The 18,840-nt window shown below is 71.9% G+C and carries 18 protein-coding genes; 11 read left to right on the top strand and 7 right to left on the bottom strand.

Going from position 1 to position 18,840, the window contains the following annotated elements:
- The 3 genes from BM236_RS01900 to BM236_RS01890 all read right to left on the bottom strand — a co-directional run bounded on the left by BM236_RS01900 (window position 1) and on the right by BM236_RS01890 (window position 2,231).
- Entirely contained in the window at window positions 1-546 is a 546-nt protein-coding gene (locus BM236_RS01900; RefSeq protein ID WP_091119514.1) for an RNA polymerase sigma factor, read from the bottom strand.
- 680 nt (window positions 547-1,226) lie between these two features.
- On the bottom strand, window positions 1,227-1,754 hold the full coding sequence (locus BM236_RS01895) for a hypothetical protein (RefSeq protein ID WP_091119512.1): 528 nt from the start codon (window positions 1,752-1,754) through the stop codon (window positions 1,227-1,229).
- 87 nt (window positions 1,755-1,841) lie between these two features.
- Window positions 1,842-2,231, bottom strand: coding sequence for a globin (locus tag BM236_RS01890; RefSeq protein WP_281247610.1), 390 nt, complete (start codon window positions 2,229-2,231; stop codon window positions 1,842-1,844).
- A gap of 96 nt (window positions 2,232-2,327) precedes the next feature.
- Here BM236_RS01890 and BM236_RS01885 point away from each other — a divergent pair, with 96 nt between their 5' ends.
- On the top strand, window positions 2,328-2,753 hold the full coding sequence (locus tag BM236_RS01885) for an OsmC family protein (protein WP_091119510.1): 426 nt from the start codon (window positions 2,328-2,330) through the stop codon (window positions 2,751-2,753).
- 84 nt (window positions 2,754-2,837) lie between these two features.
- Here BM236_RS01885 and BM236_RS01880 read toward each other — a convergent pair whose 3' ends face one another.
- Window positions 2,838-3,857: a mechanosensitive ion channel family protein gene (locus tag BM236_RS01880; RefSeq protein WP_245750080.1), complete on the bottom strand. Its 1,020-nt coding sequence runs from the start codon at window positions 3,855-3,857 to the stop codon at window positions 2,838-2,840.
- Between the two features lie 73 nt (window positions 3,858-3,930).
- Between BM236_RS01880 and BM236_RS18825 the strand changes: the two genes are divergently transcribed.
- On the top strand, window positions 3,931-4,281 hold the full coding sequence (locus BM236_RS18825) for a hypothetical protein (protein ID WP_175507499.1): 351 nt from the start codon (window positions 3,931-3,933) through the stop codon (window positions 4,279-4,281).
- Window positions 4,268-4,633, top strand: a complete 366-nt coding sequence (locus tag BM236_RS01875) for a DUF5130 family protein (RefSeq protein ID WP_175507498.1) — start codon at window positions 4,268-4,270, stop codon at window positions 4,631-4,633. Before BM236_RS18825 ends, BM236_RS01875 begins: the two co-directional genes overlap by 14 nt.
- A gap of 188 nt (window positions 4,634-4,821) precedes the next feature.
- Here the strand turns inward: BM236_RS01875 and pepN are convergent, their stop codons facing one another.
- Window positions 4,822-7,368 carry an aminopeptidase N gene (gene pepN / locus BM236_RS01870; protein WP_091119506.1) on the bottom strand — a complete coding sequence of 849 codons (2,547 nt, stop codon included), beginning with the start codon at window positions 7,366-7,368 and terminating at the stop codon, window positions 4,822-4,824.
- 127 nt (window positions 7,369-7,495) lie between these two features.
- Here pepN and BM236_RS01865 point away from each other — a divergent pair, with 127 nt between their 5' ends.
- From BM236_RS01865 to metG, 5 genes are all read left to right on the top strand, one after another.
- Complete coding sequence (locus BM236_RS01865; RefSeq protein WP_139229995.1) at window positions 7,496-9,169, top strand: CHAP domain-containing protein; 1,674 nt, start codon at window positions 7,496-7,498, stop codon at window positions 9,167-9,169.
- 59 nt (window positions 9,170-9,228) lie between these two features.
- The gene (locus BM236_RS01860; RefSeq protein WP_091119501.1) at window positions 9,229-9,828 is read left to right on the top strand and encodes a mycothiol-dependent nitroreductase Rv2466c family protein; all 600 of its coding nucleotides are present in this window, start codon (window positions 9,229-9,231) and stop codon (window positions 9,826-9,828) included.
- Between the two features lie 12 nt (window positions 9,829-9,840).
- Window positions 9,841-10,389: a maleylpyruvate isomerase family mycothiol-dependent enzyme gene (locus tag BM236_RS01855; protein ID WP_245750079.1), complete on the top strand. Its 549-nt coding sequence runs from the start codon at window positions 9,841-9,843 to the stop codon at window positions 10,387-10,389.
- 114 nt (window positions 10,390-10,503) lie between these two features.
- On the top strand, window positions 10,504-11,664 hold the full coding sequence (locus BM236_RS01850; protein ID WP_175507497.1) for a peptidoglycan recognition protein family protein: 1,161 nt from the start codon (window positions 10,504-10,506) through the stop codon (window positions 11,662-11,664).
- Window positions 11,665-11,702: 38 nt separating this feature from the next.
- Window positions 11,703-13,490 (top strand): methionine--tRNA ligase, encoded by a 1,788-nt coding sequence (gene metG, locus BM236_RS01845; protein ID WP_091119496.1) that lies wholly within the window; start codon window positions 11,703-11,705, stop codon window positions 13,488-13,490.
- Window positions 13,491-13,515: 25 nt separating this feature from the next.
- Here metG and BM236_RS01840 read toward each other — a convergent pair whose 3' ends face one another.
- Together BM236_RS01840 and BM236_RS01835 are read right to left on the bottom strand one after the other, a co-directional pair.
- Window positions 13,516-14,604 (bottom strand): DNA glycosylase AlkZ-like family protein, encoded by a 1,089-nt coding sequence (locus BM236_RS01840; RefSeq protein WP_091119494.1) that lies wholly within the window; start codon window positions 14,602-14,604, stop codon window positions 13,516-13,518.
- Entirely contained in the window at window positions 14,601-16,280 is a 1,680-nt protein-coding gene (locus BM236_RS01835) for a DUF885 domain-containing protein (RefSeq protein WP_245750078.1), read from the bottom strand. The genes BM236_RS01840 and BM236_RS01835 overlap by 4 nt, the downstream gene beginning before the upstream one ends.
- Before the next feature lie 159 nt (window positions 16,281-16,439).
- Here BM236_RS01835 and BM236_RS01830 point away from each other — a divergent pair, with 159 nt between their 5' ends.
- From BM236_RS01830 to BM236_RS01820, 3 genes are read left to right on the top strand one after another with little or no spacing between them, the layout of a single operon-like run.
- Window positions 16,440-18,008: an FAD-dependent monooxygenase gene (locus BM236_RS01830; protein ID WP_091119489.1), complete on the top strand. Its 1,569-nt coding sequence runs from the start codon at window positions 16,440-16,442 to the stop codon at window positions 18,006-18,008.
- Between the two features lie 29 nt (window positions 18,009-18,037).
- On the top strand, window positions 18,038-18,379 hold the full coding sequence (locus tag BM236_RS01825) for a LapA family protein (RefSeq protein WP_217645182.1): 342 nt from the start codon (window positions 18,038-18,040) through the stop codon (window positions 18,377-18,379).
- A gap of 45 nt (window positions 18,380-18,424) precedes the next feature.
- A complete protein-coding gene (locus tag BM236_RS01820; protein ID WP_091119487.1) occupies window positions 18,425-18,823 on the top strand; it encodes a nuclear transport factor 2 family protein in 399 nt (132 codons plus the stop codon).
- Window positions 18,824-18,840: the final 17 nt, after the last annotated feature.

Here is an 18,840-nt window from a genome sequence, read left to right as displayed (position 1 = left end):
TCAACCCGCGGTTCCGGCGACCACGCCGAGGTGTCCGCGCAGGCGCTTGAGACCGCGGTGGCGCGCCACGCGCACGGCGACCTGACTCATCCCGAGCGCCCGCGCGGTCCCTGCGACGTCGAGCCCGATCACGTCGAGGCAGGTGACCACGTCGCGCTCCCGCTCGGGCAGGCCGGCCAGGGCGGAGCGGACCCACTCGGCGGCGACGTACGCCGGCTCGGGACCGGCCACCGGGTCGGGCTCGACCTCGGCGAGCGGCGCGGTGCGGCGGCGGCCCGCGCGTCGCCGCGCGTTGGCCTCGAGGTGGCGGGCGATGCCGAAGAGCCACCCCGCGAAGTCGTCGGAGGAGCCGGTGAAGTCGGCCGCCTTGCTCGCCGCCGTCAGCCAGCTCTCGGCGGCGAGATCGTCGGCAGTGATCGCACCGTCGGCCAGCGGCCGGCGCTGGAGCCAGACGAGCAGGCGCCCGGCGTGCGCTCGGTAGAGCTCACGCCAGGCGTCGGGGTCGCCGCGTTTCGCCGCGGCGACAGTGGGGTCGTCGGCGCTCACGGACCGGTCGTGTCACCGCTCGACGGCGTGGCGGCGCGATGGCCCGGCGGCGAGGGCGCTGTTCCGTGATGCTGCCTGCGCCCGGGCGACCCCTCGGGCCGGTTCCCGCGGCCGCGCTGCTGCCCGCCCTGCTGGTGCTGGCCGCGTCCGCCTGCCGTTGTCCGAGTGCTCGCCCGAGTGCGCGTTCTGGCCGCGACCCTCGGCCGGGCTGCCCTGCGCGCCCGGAGGAGTCGACGGCCCACCGTGCTGGTTCCGCTTCGGACCCAGGGGTCCGGTGGAGCCGACCACGTCCGGCGCCCCGGTGGGGGGATGAGAGGCGCCGGACGAGGGGTCGACGCCCGCTCCAGGGATCCGGACGTGGGGGCCGTGGCTCGGCGTCGCGGGCGCGGTGGGCGCTGGTGGGGGTGCCTGGTGTGGTGCGAGGGGGGAAGGCACCCCGGGCAGCGCTCCTGCGATCCACGTCGTCGTCGCCACCAGTCCGAACGCCGCCGCTCCCACGGCCAGCGCTCGGACGGGTCGCAGCGGACGGCGACCGGCGGCCGCCGTACTCGCTGCGCTGAGCTCCGCGAGCTGCCCGAGCAGGACGGCATCGGGCTCCAGCGCCGGGACGGTGGCGCGCAGCTCGGGGAGGTCGTCCATGGGGGCCATTCTCGTCGGGGTCCAGGGGAAGGGGACCGCGGTCAGTGCGCGGTCTCGGGCTTGGCCGGGTGCGGCGCCTTGGTGGGCTTGGCCGGCTTGACGTGCTTGCCGGGGACACCGGAGGGCTTGCCCGTCCCGTGGCCGACACCGTAGTGCTTGCCCTTCTTGGCCCAGCCGCGGTGCTGGCCCTGGGTCCAGCCCAGGTGCTTCTGCGGGGCGGCCGTCGGCGTCGTCGTCCCGGTCGGCTCGGCGGTGGCGGTGTCGGTCGGCTCGGCCGTGGCGGTCTCCGTGGGCTCGGCGGTGGCGCTCTCGCTCGGCTGGGCCGTGACGGTCTCCGTGGGCTCGGCGGTGGCGGTGCCGCTCGGCCCCTCCGACGGGGTGTCGGACGGTGTGTCGGACGGCGTGTCGGACGCAGCGTGCGCGCGGGCAGCGGCCGCGACGGCTTGGCCGTGGGCCGCGTGGTCGTCGACCTCGTGGCCGTTCTTGTTGACGACGCCGGCGGCGTACGCGCCGCCGACGGTGGACGCGAGGACCGCGCCGGTCGCGACGACAGCCTTGATGCTCTGCATGGGTTCTCCTCCGAGACAGCGTTCGAGATCTTTCGTGCCGTACCTGTCACGGAGGGGCCGAGGTGTTACATCACCTCGGCACGAGGCTCACCCGGGCGCGTTGACCATGAACTGCGCGGCGTGCGTCACGTAGTCCCAGAACTGCGCGTCCTGCTCGGGTGGGAGGGCCACGGCGTCGAGCGCGGCGCGGAAGTTCATCAGCCAGTGGTCGCGTGCCTCGGCGGTCACGGCGAAGGGTGCGTGCCGCATCCGCAGGCGCGGATGTCCCCGCTGCTCGGAGTAGGTCGTCGGCCCGCCCCAGTACTGCGTGAGGAAGAGCAGGAAGCGCTCCTCGGCCGGGCCTAGGTCCTCCTCGGGATACATCGGGCGGAGGACCGGGTCGTCGGCGACGCCCTCGTAGAACTTCGCGACGATGCGTCGCATCGTCTCGTGGCCGCCGATCGCGTCGTAGAAGCTGGCTGCCTGCTGATCGGTCACCACGCCATTGTCCCGCCCGCCGACTCTGTCGGCACCTTCGGGGCCGTGGAAGGATCGAGGACGACCCGTTTCCCCACTGATCAAGGGAGATCGCACATGCCCACGACCCGCACCGCCACGACCGTTTGGGAGGGCACCCTCTTCGAGGGCGCCGGCAAGGTCACGCTCGACTCGTCCGGCCTCGGCACCTACGACGTCTCCTGGCCGTCCCGCGCCGAGCAGGCGAACGGCAAGACCAGCCCGGAGGAGCTGATCGCGGCGGCCCACTCGGCGTGCTTCTCGATGGCCTTCTCCAACGGCCTGGCGAGCAACGACACGCCCGCCACCCGACTGACCGTCAACGCCGACGTCGAGTTCACCCCCGGCACCGGCATCACCGGCATCAAGCTGACCGTCCGGGGTGACGTGCCCGGCGTGGACAACGACAAGTTCGTCGCACTCGCCGAGGACGCGAAGGCGAACTGCCCGGTCTCCCAGGCGCTCTCCGGCACCACGATCACCCTCGACGCCGCACTCGGCTGACGACGTACGCCGTCCCGCGCTGCGGGCTGCAGCGCGGGACGGGCGGCGTGGATGCCGGCGTCGGTGCCGGCGTGGGTCCAGCAATCAGGATCGGTGCTCGTCGGCCTGCGGGCCGTCCTGCCACAGCACCCGCTGCGCCACCGGGATCGAGATGCCCTCGTGGTCGAAGCGGGACTTGATCCGCGAGCGCAGCTCGCGGGCGACCCGCCACTGCTCCATCGGCTCGGTCTTCACCATCACCCGCACGCCGATCGACTCCGGGCCGAGCGTCTCCACGCCGGTCACCTCCGGCTCCTCGATGATGACGCCGCTGAACTCGTCGTCCTGCCACAGGTCCTCGGCGACGTCGCGCAGCGTCCGGATCACCTTCCCGAGGTCCTCGCGGTAGCCGACCGTCACGTCCACCACGGCCCGCGCCCAGTTCTGGCTCATGTTGCCGACGCGCAGGATCTCGCCGTTCGGGACGTACCAGACGGTCCCGTTGACGTCGCGCAGCCGGGTCACCCGCAGCGACACCGCCTCGATCGTGCCGGATGCCTCCCCGAGGTTGACGACGTCCCCGACGCCGTACTGGTCCTCGAAGATCATGAAGATGCCGGACAGGAAGTCCTTGACGAGCGACTGCGCGCCGAAGCCGAGCGCGACGCCCACGATGCCCGCACTCGCGATGATCGGGGCGATGTTGACCCCGATCTCGGAGAGGATCATCGTGCCGAAGACGGCGATCAGGACTCCGGTGATGATGCTCTTGAGCAGGTCGCCCATGGTCTTGGCGCGCTGCACCCGACGGGTCGCGTTCGCGCTGGCGAACCGGTCGCTGAGCCGGTCCGGGAGGACGCCCGCCCCTGCCCTGCTCACCACGCGGTCGACCAGCTTGTTGAGCACCCAGCGCAGGACCAGCGCGAGGAGGACCAGGCCGAGGATCGCCAGCGGCCGGCCGATGATCAGGTCGGCGGCGTTGGCGGTGCTCTGGTTGCCGGTCCAGTCGAAGACCTGGCGGCAGATGTCCTCGTCGTCGCCGCACGAGGTCGACCTGTCGAACCATCCGGTGGGCAGCTGCAGGGGGAGAGCCGTGGTCATGGCGGTGTCGGCCGTCGTGAACATGCGGCCCAGTATGGCCGTGCCTGATCAAGTCCCCGGTTCCGCCGCACACGCCGTCAGCCGATATCGTGGCGTCGTGACCACGCCGCAGACCCTCATCCGCCGGGCCGCCGTGACGGCCGGCTCGTTCGTCGCCGCCTCCGTCGTCCTCGCTGGGCCGGCCATGGCCGAGGTCCCCGAGGGCTGGGCGCCCGACACCCACATGAGCTGGGGCCACCTGCTCGTGCTCATCCTCGCCATCCCGGCCGGCCTCGCCCTGGTGATCAGCCTGGTCGTCTCCCTCCCTGGCCTGGTCAAGGGCGAGGGTCTCACCGGTGGCGGCCACGTCGAGGGCCAGTGGATCGGCGGCCCACGCCGCGGCACGAGCGAGCTCGCCGGGCCCGACGACGAGAACTCGAAGGCCGGTGGCGCAAGTGCCCGCTGGTGATCGCCTGACGGCCGGCCAGCGCAACGCCGTCGAAGAGGCCATCCGCAAGGCCGAGCTGCTGTCGCGGGCGGAGTTCTCCGTCTACGTCGGCCCGGTCACCGGTCCCGACCCGCGCGCCTACGCCACCCAGCTGCACAACACGCTGGTCGCGCCCACGCGCAGCATCATGATCGTCGTCGACCCCGATCGCCGGATCATCGAGATCATCACCGGCGCCTGGGTCCGCCGCACGCTGAGCGACACCGAGACGGCCCTGGCGGCCGAGACGATGCGCTCCTCCTTCGCCGAGGACGACCTCGTCGGTGGCCTCCGGGCCGGCATCGCCCTGCTGGCCGACCACGCCCGTAACTGATCCGACCTCGCTGGTCTCGATACGCCTCCGCCTAGCGGCTCCGGCTACTCGACCGACGACAGGCCTGGTCCGCCACTCTCGCTGCTTCGCTGGTCGAGTAACGAGCGCCGGCGAGCGTATCGAGACCATGGCGGCATGGTCTCGATACGCCTTCGCCTAGCGGCTCGGGCTACTCGACCGGCGAGCGGCTACTCCGCGTCCTTGGCCTGGGCGGCGAGCGCGCGGGCAGCGGCGTCGCGGCCCTCGCGGACGTAGCGCTTGGCGGCGGGCTCGGCCTGCGAGCTCTCCAGCCACGCGTCCGCCTTCTCGAGCAGGGCTGGCGAGGCGGCGTACTTCGGGAAGAGGCCGGCCAGCGCGACCGACGCCTTGTGCGTCCCGAGGTGCTCCCAGAGCGTGTCGGCGGCCTCGAAGTAGCGGTCGACGAAGGGAGCCAGGACGCCGTCCTGCCGCGGCTGGTTGAACGCGAGCGAGATCTCGCGCGCGGTCTCGTTCGGCGTGCTGGTGCTGACGACGGCCGCCGCCCAGGCGGCCTCCTTCGCGTCCGCGTCGGGCCGTGAGGCGCGCGCGGCGGCGGCCTTCTCCTGGCCGGAGATGGTCTTGTCGCGCTCGAGCTCCGCAGCGATCTCGGCCTCGCCGAAGGCGCCGGCGCGGGCCAGGCCGACGATGAGCGACCAACGCAGGTCCTGGTCGACCTCGAGCCCGTCGAAGCTCAGGCTGCCGTCCAGGATCGCCTTCACGTCCGCGATCGCGGACTCGGTGTGGGCGGCGGCCGCGAACGAGCGCGCGAAGGTCAGCTGGTGGTCGCCGCCCGGAGCGGCCTCGCCGAGGAGCTGACGCAGGCCCTGCTCCCAGCGGGCGGCCAGGGCGGCGCGCCGGTCGGGGGCGGCGTACGTCGCGACGGCCAGCGCCGTGTTGGCGGGGATGCGCGTCACGCCCCAGGCGTCGGTCTCCGCCCCGATGTGGCCGAGCACGATCTCGACGTAGTCGCTGACCGACATCTCGGCGTCGCGGGTCATGTCCCAGGCGGCGCTCCACACCAGCGCACGCGGCAGCGAGTCGTCGATCGTGGAGAGGCCCTTGAGTGCCGTCTCGAGCGAGCGGTCGTCGAGCCGGATCTTGGCGTAGGCGAGGTCCTGGTCGTTGAGCAGCAGCAGGTCGGGCTGCTGCTTGCCGACGGCCTCGGCGACCTCGGTGAGCTCACCGTCGACGTCCACCTCGAGGTAGTCCGTCCGGGAGAGCGAACCGCTGTCGGTGAAGGAGTAGAAGCCGATCCCCAGCCGGTGGCGGCGCAGCGTCGGCCAGTCCGGGTGGGCGGTCTGCCGCACCGCGAGCGAGGCGTAGCGCCCGTCGGCGTCGAGGGAGAACTCGGGGGCGAGCGTGTTCACCCCGGCGGTCTGCAGCCACTCCTGCGCCCAGCTCTGCAGCTCCCGACCGGAGGCGGCCTCGAGGTGGCGCAGCAGGTCGGCGAAGGTGGCGTTGCCGAAGGCGAACTCCTTGAAGTAGGTCCGCAGCCCGGCGATGAAGGGGTCGAGCCCCACCCAGGCGACGAGCTGCTTGAGCACCGACGCGCCCTTGGCGTAGGTGATCATGTCGAAGTTGACCTCGACGGCCTGCAGGTCGTAGTTGTCCGCGGCGATCGGGTGTGTGGTGGGCAGCTGGTCCTGGGTGTAGCCGGTGATCTTGCGCGCGTTGGCGAAGCCGGTCCAGGCGTCGGTGAACTCGGTCGCCTGGGCCTCGGCGTGGTAACACGCCCATTCGGCGAAGGACTCATTGAGCCAGAGGTCGTCCCACCACTTCATCGTGACGAGGTCGCCGAACCACATGTGCGCCATCTCGTGCAGGATGACGCTGGTCCGGAACTCGTAGAACGAGCGCGGCTGCCGCGAGCGGGGGAGGTACTCGTCGCGCAGCGTGATGGCGCCGGCGTTCTCCATCGCGCCCATGTTGTACTCCGGCACGTAGAGCTGGTCGTACTTGCCGAACGGGTAGGGGAAGTCGAAGACCTCCTCGAAGAACTCGAAGCCCTGCTTGGTGGTGCGGACGATGTCCTCGCGGTCGAGGTAGGGCACCAGCGACTGGCGGCAGTAGTGCCCGAGCTCGATGGCGCCGAACCGACCCTCGTAGGTGTCGAAGACGCCGTGGTACTCGCCGGCGATGATCGCGGTGATGTAGGTCGACATCCGCTTGGTCGGCTCGAAGTGCCACACCGCCTTGTCGTCACCGGCGGGCTCCGGCGTCGGCGTGGGGGAGTTGGAGACGACGGTCCAACCCTCCGGCGCGGTGACGTGGAAGCTGAAGACCGACTTCAGGTCCGGCTGCTCGAAGGTGGCGAACACACGCCGGGCGTCGGGGACCTCGAACTGCGTGTAGGTGTAGACGCGGTCGTCGACCGGGTCGACGAAGCGGTGCAGGCCCTCGCCGGTGTGGCTGTAGGGGCAGTCGGCGCGGACGACCAGCTCGTTCTGCGCAGCCAGGTCCGAGAGGACGATGCGGCTGTCGGCGTATGCCGTGGCCGGGTCGAGCGACGTCCCGTTGAGGGTGATCTCGTGGACCTCGGCGTCCACGAGGTCGACGAACGTGGTCGCTCCGGGCGCGCTCGCCGTGAAGACGATGGTGGTCGTCGAGGCGAAGGTGGTCGGACCTGTGGTGAGGTCCAGGGAGACGTCGTAGGAGGTCACGTCCAAGAGGGCGGCGCGTTCGGCGGCCTCGGCCCGAGTGAGGTTGGTTCCTGGCATGGCCCGCATCCTTCCACGGGGGTGCAACCGGAGTTTTCCGGCCTCCTGAGCGGGGCTCCGATAACTACAAGGTTGTAGTTATCGCGTCGGCGTGTCGCGTTGACATTTCTTTCCCTAGAGTGCTCGCGTGCCACTCCAGTCACATCGGTATCACCGGTCACTCCAGGCCCTGACAGTACTCCTCGTCGGGGCGCTGCTGACGTTCGTGCTGCCCGCGGGCGTCAGCACCGCTGTGCAGACCGATGCGACCCGGGTGGCGACCTCCGAGTTCATCTGCAAGGGCTTCGACTCCTGCCAGGGCAAGGGCCTGTCCCACCAGGGCTACAAGACGGCGAAGTCGAAGATGTACTGGAACATGTACTCCGGCGTGAACTGCACGAACTACGTCGCCTACCGCATGATCCGCGCAGGCGGCTCGGCCACCCGGCCGGCGCAGCTCAGGCCCGGCCGTGGCGACGCTACCTACTGGGGTACGTCGTTCGGCTACAATTCCACCCCGATGGTCGGGTCCATCGCCTGGTGGAAGGCCGGCACGAACGGCGGCGGCTCGGCCGGACACGTCGCCTACGTCGAGCAGGTCGTGAGCGCGACCGAGATCGTCATCTCGGAGTCCAACTACGGCAGCGAGTTCGACTGGCGGCGGATCCGCAAGGGCGGTCCGTGGCCGACCGGTTTCATCCACTACAAGGACGTGACGCTGACCGCGACCGCGGCCCCGACCATCGTCGGCGCGCCCAGGGTCGGCGCCACGCTCGGCGCGACCCCGGGCGCCTGGTCGCCTGCCGCGACCGCGTATAGATACCAGTGGTACGCCGCCGGCGTGGCCGTGCCAGGCGCGACCGGATCAACCTTCACGCCAGGCCCTGCACACGTCGGCCAGGGGATCTCGGTGGCGGTCATCGCCGGCCGGGCGTCGTACGTCACCGGCATCGCCGGAACCGCGCCGACCGCCGCGACGGCGCCCGGCACCCAGACCGTCACCACGGCGCCGGCCATCCAGGGAACCGCGCAGGTCGACCAGACCCTCAGCCTCTCCGTCGGTTCCTACAACCCGAGGCCCACGAGCACCGCCGTCCAGTGGCTGGCCGACGGCGTGCCGATCCCCGGTGCCACGGCAGTCACGCTGCGGCTGACCCAGGACCTGGGCAACAAGCGGATCGCTGCGCGGGTGACGACGGCGAGCCCGGGCTACACCACGCTGGTCACCGCGACGGCCCCCACGGGGCCGGTGCAGGCACCCGACATCCGGGTCGCGACGCCGGGCGGGATCCGCGGCAGGCTGCTGGTCGGCGAGACGCTGACCGCCGACCCCGGCGTCCTGCAGCCCGCCGACGCGCAGGCGACGTACGTCTGGATGCGCGACGGGACGCCGATCCCCGGCGCCACGGCGAAGACCTACGCCGTCAAGCCGCGCGACATCGGCAGGCAGATCTCGGTGCGCGTCCAGCTGTCCCGCAGCGGCTACCGCAGCAAGGCGCTCGTCCTCGGCCCGGGCCGCGAGGTGAAGGCGCCTGTGGACATGCGGCTGAAGGTGGCGGCCCGCGCCGCGCGCCAGGCCTGGGTCAAGGTGATCGTCAAGACGCCCGACAGCCGCCAGCCCGCCGGTTCGGTCTGGGTGAAGATGCAGGGCCGCAAGCACCGCGTCCGCCTCGTGCGCGGCGTCGGGAAGGTCCACCTCACCGGGCTGAGGCCCGGCTTCCGCGGGCTCGTCGCGCTCTACGTCGGCGACGCCCGGACCATGCGGGTCAGGAAGGCGCTCAAGGTCCAGGTCAGGGCCGTGTCGAGCCACCGGCACCGCTGACCCGAACGGTCGCAGGCGGCGGTCGGCATAGACGCCGACGTCGCGGTGTTGGGGCCGACATGACCAACGCTGAGTTCTGGTTCGACCCCGCCTGCCCGTTCGCCTGGATCACCTCGCGGTGGATCCTCGAGGTCGAGAAGGTGCGCGACGTCGACGTCACGTGGCACATCATGAGCCTGGCCTACCTCAACGCGGACAAGGACATCTCGCAGGAGTACCGGGACTTCCTCCAGGACGCGTGGGGCCCGGTCCGCGTCCTCGCGGCGGCCGAGCAGGAGCACGGCAAGGACGTCCTGCTGCCGCTCTACACCGCGCTCGGCACCGCCCGGCACATCGACAAGAAGCCCTTCACCCGTGAGGTCATCGCAGAGGCGCTGGCGGAGGCCGGCCTGGAGCCGGAGCTCGTCGACGCGATGGACGACTCGTCCTACGACGACCACATCAAGAAGTCGCACCACCTCGGGATGGACCAGGTCGGCAACGACGTCGGCACCCCGACCATCGCGATGAACGGCTCGGCCTTCTTCGGCCCGGTCATCTCCAAGGCACCCAAGGGCGAGGAGGCGGGCCGGCTGTGGGACGGCTTCGAGCTCATCACCGCCTACCCGTACGTCTACGAGCTCAAGCGCGCGCGCACCCACGAGCTCGACTTCAGCTGATCGCCCGCTGAGATGGCAGTGGACCAGATGGGCGTGCTCGCCCTGCAGCGCGCGCTCACCCAGGCGGCCGACCTGCTCGACGAGGTCGTCGCCGACGACCTCACCCGCCCGACCCCGTGCGCGGACTGGGATGTCCGCGACCTCGCCAACCACCTGATCGGCCAGCCGCGCGTCTTCGTGACGATGCTGCAGGGCTCGCCGCCGGGCTGGAACGGTCGCGAGGACTACGCCGAGCGCCTCGGTGAGGAGCTGCGCACCCGCGGCAACGCGCTGATCAACCTGTGGCGCGAGGTCGGCGAGGGCGTCATGCTCGACCCGGACTGGCAGGCCGCCGAGATCGCCGTGCACACCTGGGACCTCGCGGCCGCGCTCGGACGGTCGACCGGTGACCTCGACGAGGCGGTCGCGCAGCGGGCCGTGGTCACCATGGACCGCGTGCTCGGGCCGATCCGGAAGGGCCGCGCCTTCGCCGACGCCCGGCAGGCGCCACCGGGCTCGAACGACTACGAGCACCTCGCCGCGTACGCCGGCCGAGTGGTCCCGTGGGTGCCAGAGCCGTAGGCCTCGCCCAACACGCCGAATCCGGGGCCCGGTCGCTTCTGTGACTGAAGTGACGCATGATGTTGAGTCATGCGCCGAACGAAACTCGGGTCTCGGCGACCGCTCGCGGTTGCCATGACATTGGCACTCGCCCCGTCAGCCCTGACCCTCGCACCCTCCGTCCCCGCACCCGTCGCGGCCGCCACCTCGCTGCGGCTGGTGCCGACCGGCGGAGGGATGGCCCACCTGGACCTGGCGCTGGCCGGTCGGCTCCGGCAGCGGGTCGACGGAGGGCGGCGGACCGCGACGTTGCACACGACCGGCTACTCGATGGCCGGCGTCACCTGGACCGGCGCCCGTGCCCCTCGGCGGGTCTCGGTGCGGTGGACCGGGCAGCACGGTGGCTGGGGCCGGTGGCGCAGGCTCCCGCTGCAGACCGACCTGCCCGGCGCCGACGAGCAGGGTCGGACCCGCGGTACCCAGCCGGTGTGGACCGGCCGGCACCGCGACGTGCAGGTCAGACTGCTGGGCCACACCCCGCGCGGGTTGCGGCTCTCGCTGATCGACACCGGCCCGGCCGAGGCGAGCGCCGTGACACCGGCCGCCCGCCCCGCGGCTCGGTCGCTCGCGGGTGCGACCCCTGCCGCCACCGGTGTCGCTGGTGTCGCGGCCCGCAAGCCGACCCACGCCCCCGAGCCCGCCATGCTGAGCCGCCGGCAATGGGGCGCCGACCCCTCGTGGCGCAACGGCCGGCCGTCGTACATCCGCAGGATCAAGCAGGTGCACATCCACCACACGGTGAGCGCCAACGACTACGCGCCCGGGGACGTGCCGGGGCTGCTGCGCGGCATGTACTACTACCACACGCACTCGCTGGGTTGGTTCGACATCGGCTACAACTTCCTCGTCGACCGGTTCGGCCGGACCTGGGTCGGCCGCAGCGGCGGTGCGAGCCGTGCTGTGCGCGGGGCGCACACGCTCGGCTTCAACCACGAGTCGGTCGGCATCGCGCTCATCGGGCGGTTCGGCAGGCAGGCGCCGTCGACCGCGGCGCTGCGGGCGGTCGTCCGGCTGGCAGCCTGGAAGCTCGACGAGTACGGCGGCCACCCGCGTCGCCACGTGCGCGTCTTCTCGCGCGGCAGCGACCGCTTCCCCGCCGGCACCCCGGTCACCCTCCAGGTCATCGACGGCCACCGGGACACCAACGAGACGGCCTGCCCGGGGACCAAGCTCTACGAGATGCTGCCGTGGGTCCGTGGCCGGGCGGGTCGCCGGGTCCATCGCTTCGACCCCTGAGGCGGAACCGGGTGGCGGCCGCTCACTAGGATTCGGGCATGAGCCACGTCCTGTCCTGCACCGCCTGGCCCTATGCCAACGGCCCGCGACACATCGGTCACGTCGCCGGTGTCTACGTCCCCGCGGACGTCTTCAGCCGCTACATGCGGATGGCGGGTCACGACGTGGTGCTGGTGTCGGGGTCGGACGAGCACGGCACGCCGATCCTGATCGCCGCCGACGAGGCCGGGCTCACGCCGCAGGAGATGGTCGACCGCAACCACCGCGTCATCGCGGAGGACCTCGCCGGTCTCGGCGTCACCTACGACCTCTACACGCGGACCACGACGCGCAACCACCACGCAGTGGTCCAGGAGATGTTCACCGGCGTCCACGAGAACGGCTACTTCGTCGAGCAGACGACGTACGGCGCCATCAGCCCGTCCACCGGGCGGACCCTGCCCGACCGTTACATCGAGGGCACCTGCCCGATCTGCGGCTACGACAGCGCCCGCGGCGACCAGTGCGACAACTGCGGCAACCAGCTCGACCCGCAGGACCTGATCGACCCGCGCTCGAAGATCAACGGCGAGACGCCCGAGTTCATCGAGACCAGCCACTTCTTCCTCGACCTGCCCGCGCTGGCCGAGGCCCTGGGTGAGTGGCTCGACGAGCGCGAGGCGACCGGGCTGTGGCGCCCCAACGTCATCGGCTTCAGCAAGAACATCCTCAAGGAGATCCGCCCGCGGGCGATGACCCGCGACATCGACTGGGGGATCGCGGTGCCGCTGGACGGGTGGCGCGAGAACCCGACCAAGAAGCTCTACGTCTGGTTCGACGCCGTCATCGGCTACCTCTCGGCGACGGTGGAGTGGGCGCGACGCTCGGGCGACCCCGAGGCGTGGCGCAAGTGGTGGAACGACCCCGACGCCGTGTCCTACTACTTCATGGGGAAGGACAACATCACCTTCCACAGCCAGATCTGGCCCGCGGAGATGCTCGCCTACAACGGCAAGGGCACCCGCGGCGGCAAGCCGGGCGACCTCGGCGAGCTCAACCTGCCCACCGAGGTGGTGTCCAGCGAGTTCCTCACCATGGAGGGCAGGAAGTTCTCCTCCTCGCGCAAGATCGTGATCTACGTCCGCGACCTGCTCGAGCGCTACCAGCCCGACGCGTTCCGCTACTTCGTGGCGGTCGCCGGCCCGGAGAGCCAGGACAGCGACTTCACCTGGGCGGAGTTCGTGCGGCGCACCAACGACGAGCTCGTCGCCGGCTGGGGCAACCTGGTCAACCGGACCGTCAACCTGATCGCCAAGAACTTCGGAGAGATCCCGGCGCTGGGCGAGCTGAGCGACGACGACCAGGCGGTGCTCGACCTGGTCGAGGGCGCCTTCGCCACCGTCGGGGACCTGATCGGCCGGCACCAGCAGAAGCGCGCGATCGGCGAGGCGATGCGGGTCGTGGGCGAGGTCAACAAGTACGTCTCCGACACCGAGCCGTGGAAGATCAAGGACGACCCCGAGCGACTGGGCACGGTCCTGCACGTGATGGCCCAGTGCGTGGCCGACCTCAACACGGTGCTCTCGCCGTTCCTGCCGTTCTCGGCCAATGCCGTGGACCAGGCGCTCGGTGGCCGCGGCCGGGTGGCGCCGCTCCCGCGCATCGAGGAGGTCGACGACCTCGACGGCGGCCCCGGCTACCCGATCATCACCGGCGACTACACCGGGTTCCCGACGTGGGGGCGTCACCCGGTCCAGGTCGGGACCGCCGTCGAGAAGCCGACCCCGGTCTTCACCAAGCTCGACCCGTCGGTGGTCGAGGAGGAGCTGGCCCGGCTCGGGAGCTGAAGGGCGTGAGCGTCCCTGACGAGCGTCAGTGACGCGCGACCTCGAGGCCCAGCCAGGCCGCGAGCGCGTCGATCTCGGCCTCGACGGCATCCGCGACCTCCGGCTCCCACACGCCGTCCTCGTGCACCGCGTTGACGCGCAGCACGCCGACCTTCCGGTCGGCCTTCGCGTCGAGCTTCCCGACCAGCCGGTCGGCGTACAGGATCGGGAGGGCGAAGTAGCCCCAGCGGCGCTGCGCGGCCGGCTTGTACATCTCCAGCGTGTAGTCGAACCCGAACAGGTCGACCGCGCGGTCGCGGTCGTAGACCAGCCGGTCGAAGGGTGACAGGAACGCCGTGCGCCCCTCGAAGGGCTCGCTCAGGGCGGCGTGCGCCTGCGGATCGACCCGCCAGGCGCCGTCGACGCCCTCGACCACCGCCTCGAGGCCGATCGGCCCGATGGGGGACGGCTCGCCCGGGGAGCGCATGGGCTTGGCGCGTGCGACGCCGAGCGAGGCGAGCCGGCGCTCGTCGCGCAGCCGACGGGCCTCGTCAGGCGGCGGCCGGAACAGGTCGTCGGGGTAGACCCGCTCGGCCAGGTCCCACACCCGGGTCCGGCCCCGCCGGCCGGACACCGCCACCTCGCCGCGCAGGCAGAGGACCTCGAGCATCCGGCCGGTGTTCTTGTCGTCGTTCCAGCCGGTCGACGTGTAGGGCACCTCGGGGTCGTTGGGCAGGTCCCCGACCGCGGTCGGCCCCTGGTCACGGAGCTGGGCCAGCAGGCGCTCGCGGAACCGCGGGTTGGCGGCCACCCAGTCCTTGGTCATCTGGTGCATCCACTCGTCGGCCACGGACAGGTGGATCCCGATGTCGTCCATCGTCCGGATGAACGTCACGTGCTCGACCAGCGAGCGCTCGGTCTCGAGGGCGAAGACCAGGTCCGACGGGTCGTACGTCGACCCCAACCGCGACCAGGCGACGAGGTCGGCACTGCGGACGATGGCCGTGGTCGGGTCGATCTGGACGAGCGTGAGCTGGTCGACCGTCGAGACGAGCGACAGCGGCCGCTCGGCGTCGAGCAGCTGCGCCCGGACCGCGATCCGGCGCGCCTCCTCGGGGCTGAGCCGGACGGTCACAGCCTCCCCAGCGCGACCTTCAGCGGGTCGAGTCCGAGCGAGCCGAGGTCGAGCGCGTCGGTGTGGAACCGCTTGAGGTCGAAATCGGCACCCCGGCGCGCCTGTGCCTCGCCACGGGCCTCGAGCCAGATCCGCTCGCCGACCTTGTAGGACGGCGCCTGGCCGGGCCAGCCGAGGTAGCGGTTGACCTCGAAGCGGACCTGCCCGTCGTCCATCCGGGTGTGGGCACGCATGAACTCGAGCACCCGGTCGGCGTCCCAGACCTCGCCGGGCCGCCAGCCGAACGGGTTGTCGACCGGGATGGTCAGGCCGAGGTGGACGCCGATGTCGACGACGACCCGGGCGGCGCGCATCGCCTGGTTGTCGAGGAACCCCATCCGGTCACCGGCGTCGGAGAAGTAGCCGAGCTCGTCCATCAGGCGCTCGGCGTACAGCGCCCACCCCTCGCCGTGTCCGCTGACCCAGCACAGCAGCCTCTGCCAGCGGTTGAGCAGGTCGGCACGGTGGACCGCCTGCGCGCACTGGAGGTGATGACCCGGCACGCCCTCGTGATAGACGGTGGAGAGCTCGCGCCACGTCGAGATCACCTGGTCGTCGGTGAACGAGAACCACATGGTGCCCGGCCGTGAGAAGTCCTCGCTCGGCGGGTGGTACCACGCGCCGCCGTCGTTGACCGGCGCCACCCGGCAGTCGATCCGCTTGATCGGGTCCGCGATGTCGAAGTGCACGCCGTCGAAGCCGGCGACGATGTCGTCGGCCTTGCCCTGCATCCACTCCCGGAACGCCTCGCGGTCGGGCAGGATCCGGGCCGGGTCGCGGTCGAGCGCGGCCACGGCGTCTCCGATGCTGCCGCCGGGCACGATCCGGCCGGCGGTGGCGACCATGTCGTCCTCGATGCGCTTGAGCTCCTGCCACCCCCAGGCGTAGGTCCCCTCGAGGTCGATCCGGGCGCCGAGGAAGGACTGGCTCGCCAGCTGGTAGTGCTCGCGCCCGACGCCGTCGCGCTCGCGTCCGCGGGGGAGCAGGTCGGCCTCCACGAAGCGGCCGAACTCGGCGTACGCCGCCGACGCGGCCGCGGCCGCCGCTGTCAGGCGGTCGCGCAGGTGGTCGGGCGCGGAGGCGACGGTCTTCGCGAAGTAGTCGCCCGCCTTGCCCTCCTGCCCGGTCCAGCCCCGGATCTGGGTCGCCACCTCGGCGTACTGCCGCTGGGCCGAGACCCGGCCGGCAGCGGCCTCCTCCGTCAGCGTGCGCCGGTAGCCGGCCAGGGCGTCCGGCACAGCAGACATCCGCTCGCCGATGGCGAGCCAGTCGTCGTCGGTCTCGGTCGCCATCACGTCGAAGACCTCACGGATGGCGTGCGCGGCGCTGCTGATCACGGAGACCTCGCTGCGCTCGATCCCCGCCTCGGCGCGGTCGACGGCCAGCCCGACGCGCTCGCGGAAGGCGTCCTGGGCGACCAGCTCGCGCTCGTCGCTGGGCGAGAGGGCGCTCACCTCCGCGAGCGCGCGACGGTTCAGCTCCTCGGTCGCGGCGAAGCCGTCGGGGGAGAGGTCCGGCAGCTCGTGGTCGTGGCCGGGGATGCCGGCGTACGTGGCGGTGAGCGGATCGAGGGCGGCGTAGTCCTCGACGAACCGGTCGGTGCGGGCGTCGATCGGGCGGGTCACTCCGGTGGTCACTCTCGGACCTTAGGACACCGGCGCGTTCGACGGCGCTCGAGTTTCCCCTTCAGCTTCAACGTATACGGCAGAGGTGGGCTTGCCGCAAGACCCCCGTCGCCCGGGAGAATCGGCGGCCGCATCGGCTCGGAGCGAGGGGGAAGTCAGATGGATGTGGACATGAACGTGAAGACGAGCGTTGACGTCGGCGTTGACGTCGGCGTTGACGTCGACGTGGTCGTCGTCGGGGCGGGGCCGACCGGCCTGATGCTGGCCGGGGAGCTGGGCGGCGCCGGGGTGCGGGTGCTCCTGGTGGAGCGCCGGCCGCACCCCTCGGAGGCCGCGAAGGCGGGCGGGCTGGCCGGGCAGATCCTCCACCTGCTGCACTACCGCGGCGAGCTGGACCGGTTCCGAGGGCCACAGACCGGGCCGGAGCCGGCTCCGCGCTTCCCCTTCGGTGGCCTGCACCTCGACTTCACGGTGCTCGACGACTCGCCGATGCGTGCGGTGCTGCTCCCCCAGCCGAAGCTCGAGCGGGTCCTCGCCGAGCGCGCGGGGGAGCGGGGCGTGGAGGTCCGTCGCGGCCACGGGGTGGTCGGCCTGAGCCAGGACGAGGACACGGCGGTCGTCGAGGTGCGGGGCCCGGACGGACGCTACGAGGTGTCCGCGCGGTTCGTGGTGGGCTGCGACGGGGGCCGCAGCCGCGTCCGCGAGCTGGCCGGGATCGCCTTCGAGGGCACGGCCTTCCCCGAGATCGAGCGGCTCGCGTCGTGCACGGTGCCCGACTCGGTGACGGTGCTCGACGATGGCAGCCTCGAGGTGGACGGGGTCGGCCGGGTCCCGTTCGGCTACACCGCGACGGAGCGCGGCGTCTTCGCGTGCTCGGGGTCGGGCGGGACGATGGGCGTCTACACCGCCGAGGTGGAGCAGCGCGAGTACGACGACGATGTACCCATGACCGTGGCGGAGCTGCGCGCGAGCGTGAACCGGGTGCTCGGCATCGACCTGCCGCTCGGGGAGCCGCTGCGCATGACCCGGTTCGGCTACTCGGCGAAGCAGGCGGGGACATACCGCGACGGTCGCGTCCTGCTGGCCGGTGACGCCGCGCACCTCTTCCCCGCGGGCGGCGTCGCGATCAACGCGGGCATGATGGACGCCGCCGGCCTCGGGTGGCGGCTGGCCGGTGCAGTCCAGGGATGGGCGCCCCCGGGTCTGCTGGACGGGTACGCCGAGGCGCGCCGAGCCGCCGCCGAGCGCACCCTGCTGCACACCCGCGCCCAGGTCGCCCTGCGCCGGGCCCACGGTCCGACCGGAGACGCCCTGCGGGCGCTCGTGGCCGAGCTGGCAGTCGACGAGCAGCCGCTGCTGCGTCTCGGGGCGCTCATGGCCGGCACCGACGTCGGTGGTTCGGCCTCGCCGGGGCACCCGCTCGTGGGGACCGTGCTGACCGACCACGCGCTGCGCGTCGGCCACCGGGACCCGAGGTTCTCGGGTGTCCTGCACGGCGGTCGGCCGCTGCTCCTCGACATGGGCGACCGTCCGGAGCTCGGTGAGGTCGCGGAGGCCTGGAGCGGCCGCGTCGACGTCGTCACGGTGCCGCTGGACGAGCGTCCGGCCGACGCGCTGCTGGTCGGGCCGGACACGATGATCGGATGGGCGGCCGCGGCCGGCGAGCCCGCCGAGAGCGCCGCAGCCTCGCTGCGGGAAGCGCTGCAGGCCTGGGTCGGCGTACCTCCTGACGGCCGGTGACCGGTCCCCGATCGGGGTACCACCTCCGCATGAGTGAGTCTGACGTCTCGGGGACGCAGGGCGTCGACCCGGACATGTCCGCCCCACCGACCGGCAAGGACCCGCTGCGGTCCTCGCGGGCCGGCCGCACGTGGGCCAGCGTCGTGGCGCTGGCGATCGTGCTCGTGCTGCTCGTCATCTTCATCGCCCAGAACACCCGGTCGGTGACGGTGTCCTTCCTGGGCTGGGAGGGGAGCACGCCTCTCGCGGTCGCCCTGCTGATCGCCGCGGTGGCGGGGCTGTTCGTCGCGGCGGTCGCCGGCAGCCTGCGGATCTGGCAGCTGCGGACCCGCGTACGCCGCGACCAGAAGCGTCGGCCGACCGAGGGCTGAGGGCGGGCCTGGCGGCGTACGTCGGCCCGGGCACATGATGGGTGGATGACGGAGCGGGAGGACTTCCTGGCGTGGGTCCAGAGCGCCTTGCACGACGCTGAGCTGGCGCTGCACAACGGCGACCCGGCGCCCCGGCGGGCGCTCTGGTCCCGCCGGGAGCCGGTCAGCGTGCTCGGCGCCTGGTGGAACGCGCACGGGCAGGACGAGATCGACGCCCTGTTCGCCGCTCTCGGCGCGAGCTTCTCAAACTGCGCCTCCTACGCCTTCGAGCCGGTGAGCTACGACGTGGTGGGCGACATGGCCTACACCGAGGGCCTCGAGCACACGACCGCCTCCCTCGACGGGCGTCCCCGGACCTACACGCTCCGCGCCACCCAGGTCTACCGGCGCGAGGACGGCGAGTGGCGGGTCGCCCACCGGCACGCCGACACGGTCGACGAGTGACGCGGGCGGGTCGGTCG

The sequence above is a fragment of the Nocardioides terrae genome, from assembly GCF_900112345.1.
Taxonomy (GTDB): Bacteria; Actinomycetota; Actinomycetes; order Propionibacteriales; family Nocardioidaceae; genus Nocardioides; species Nocardioides terrae.
This window is presented reverse-complemented; position numbering and strand designations above follow the sequence as displayed.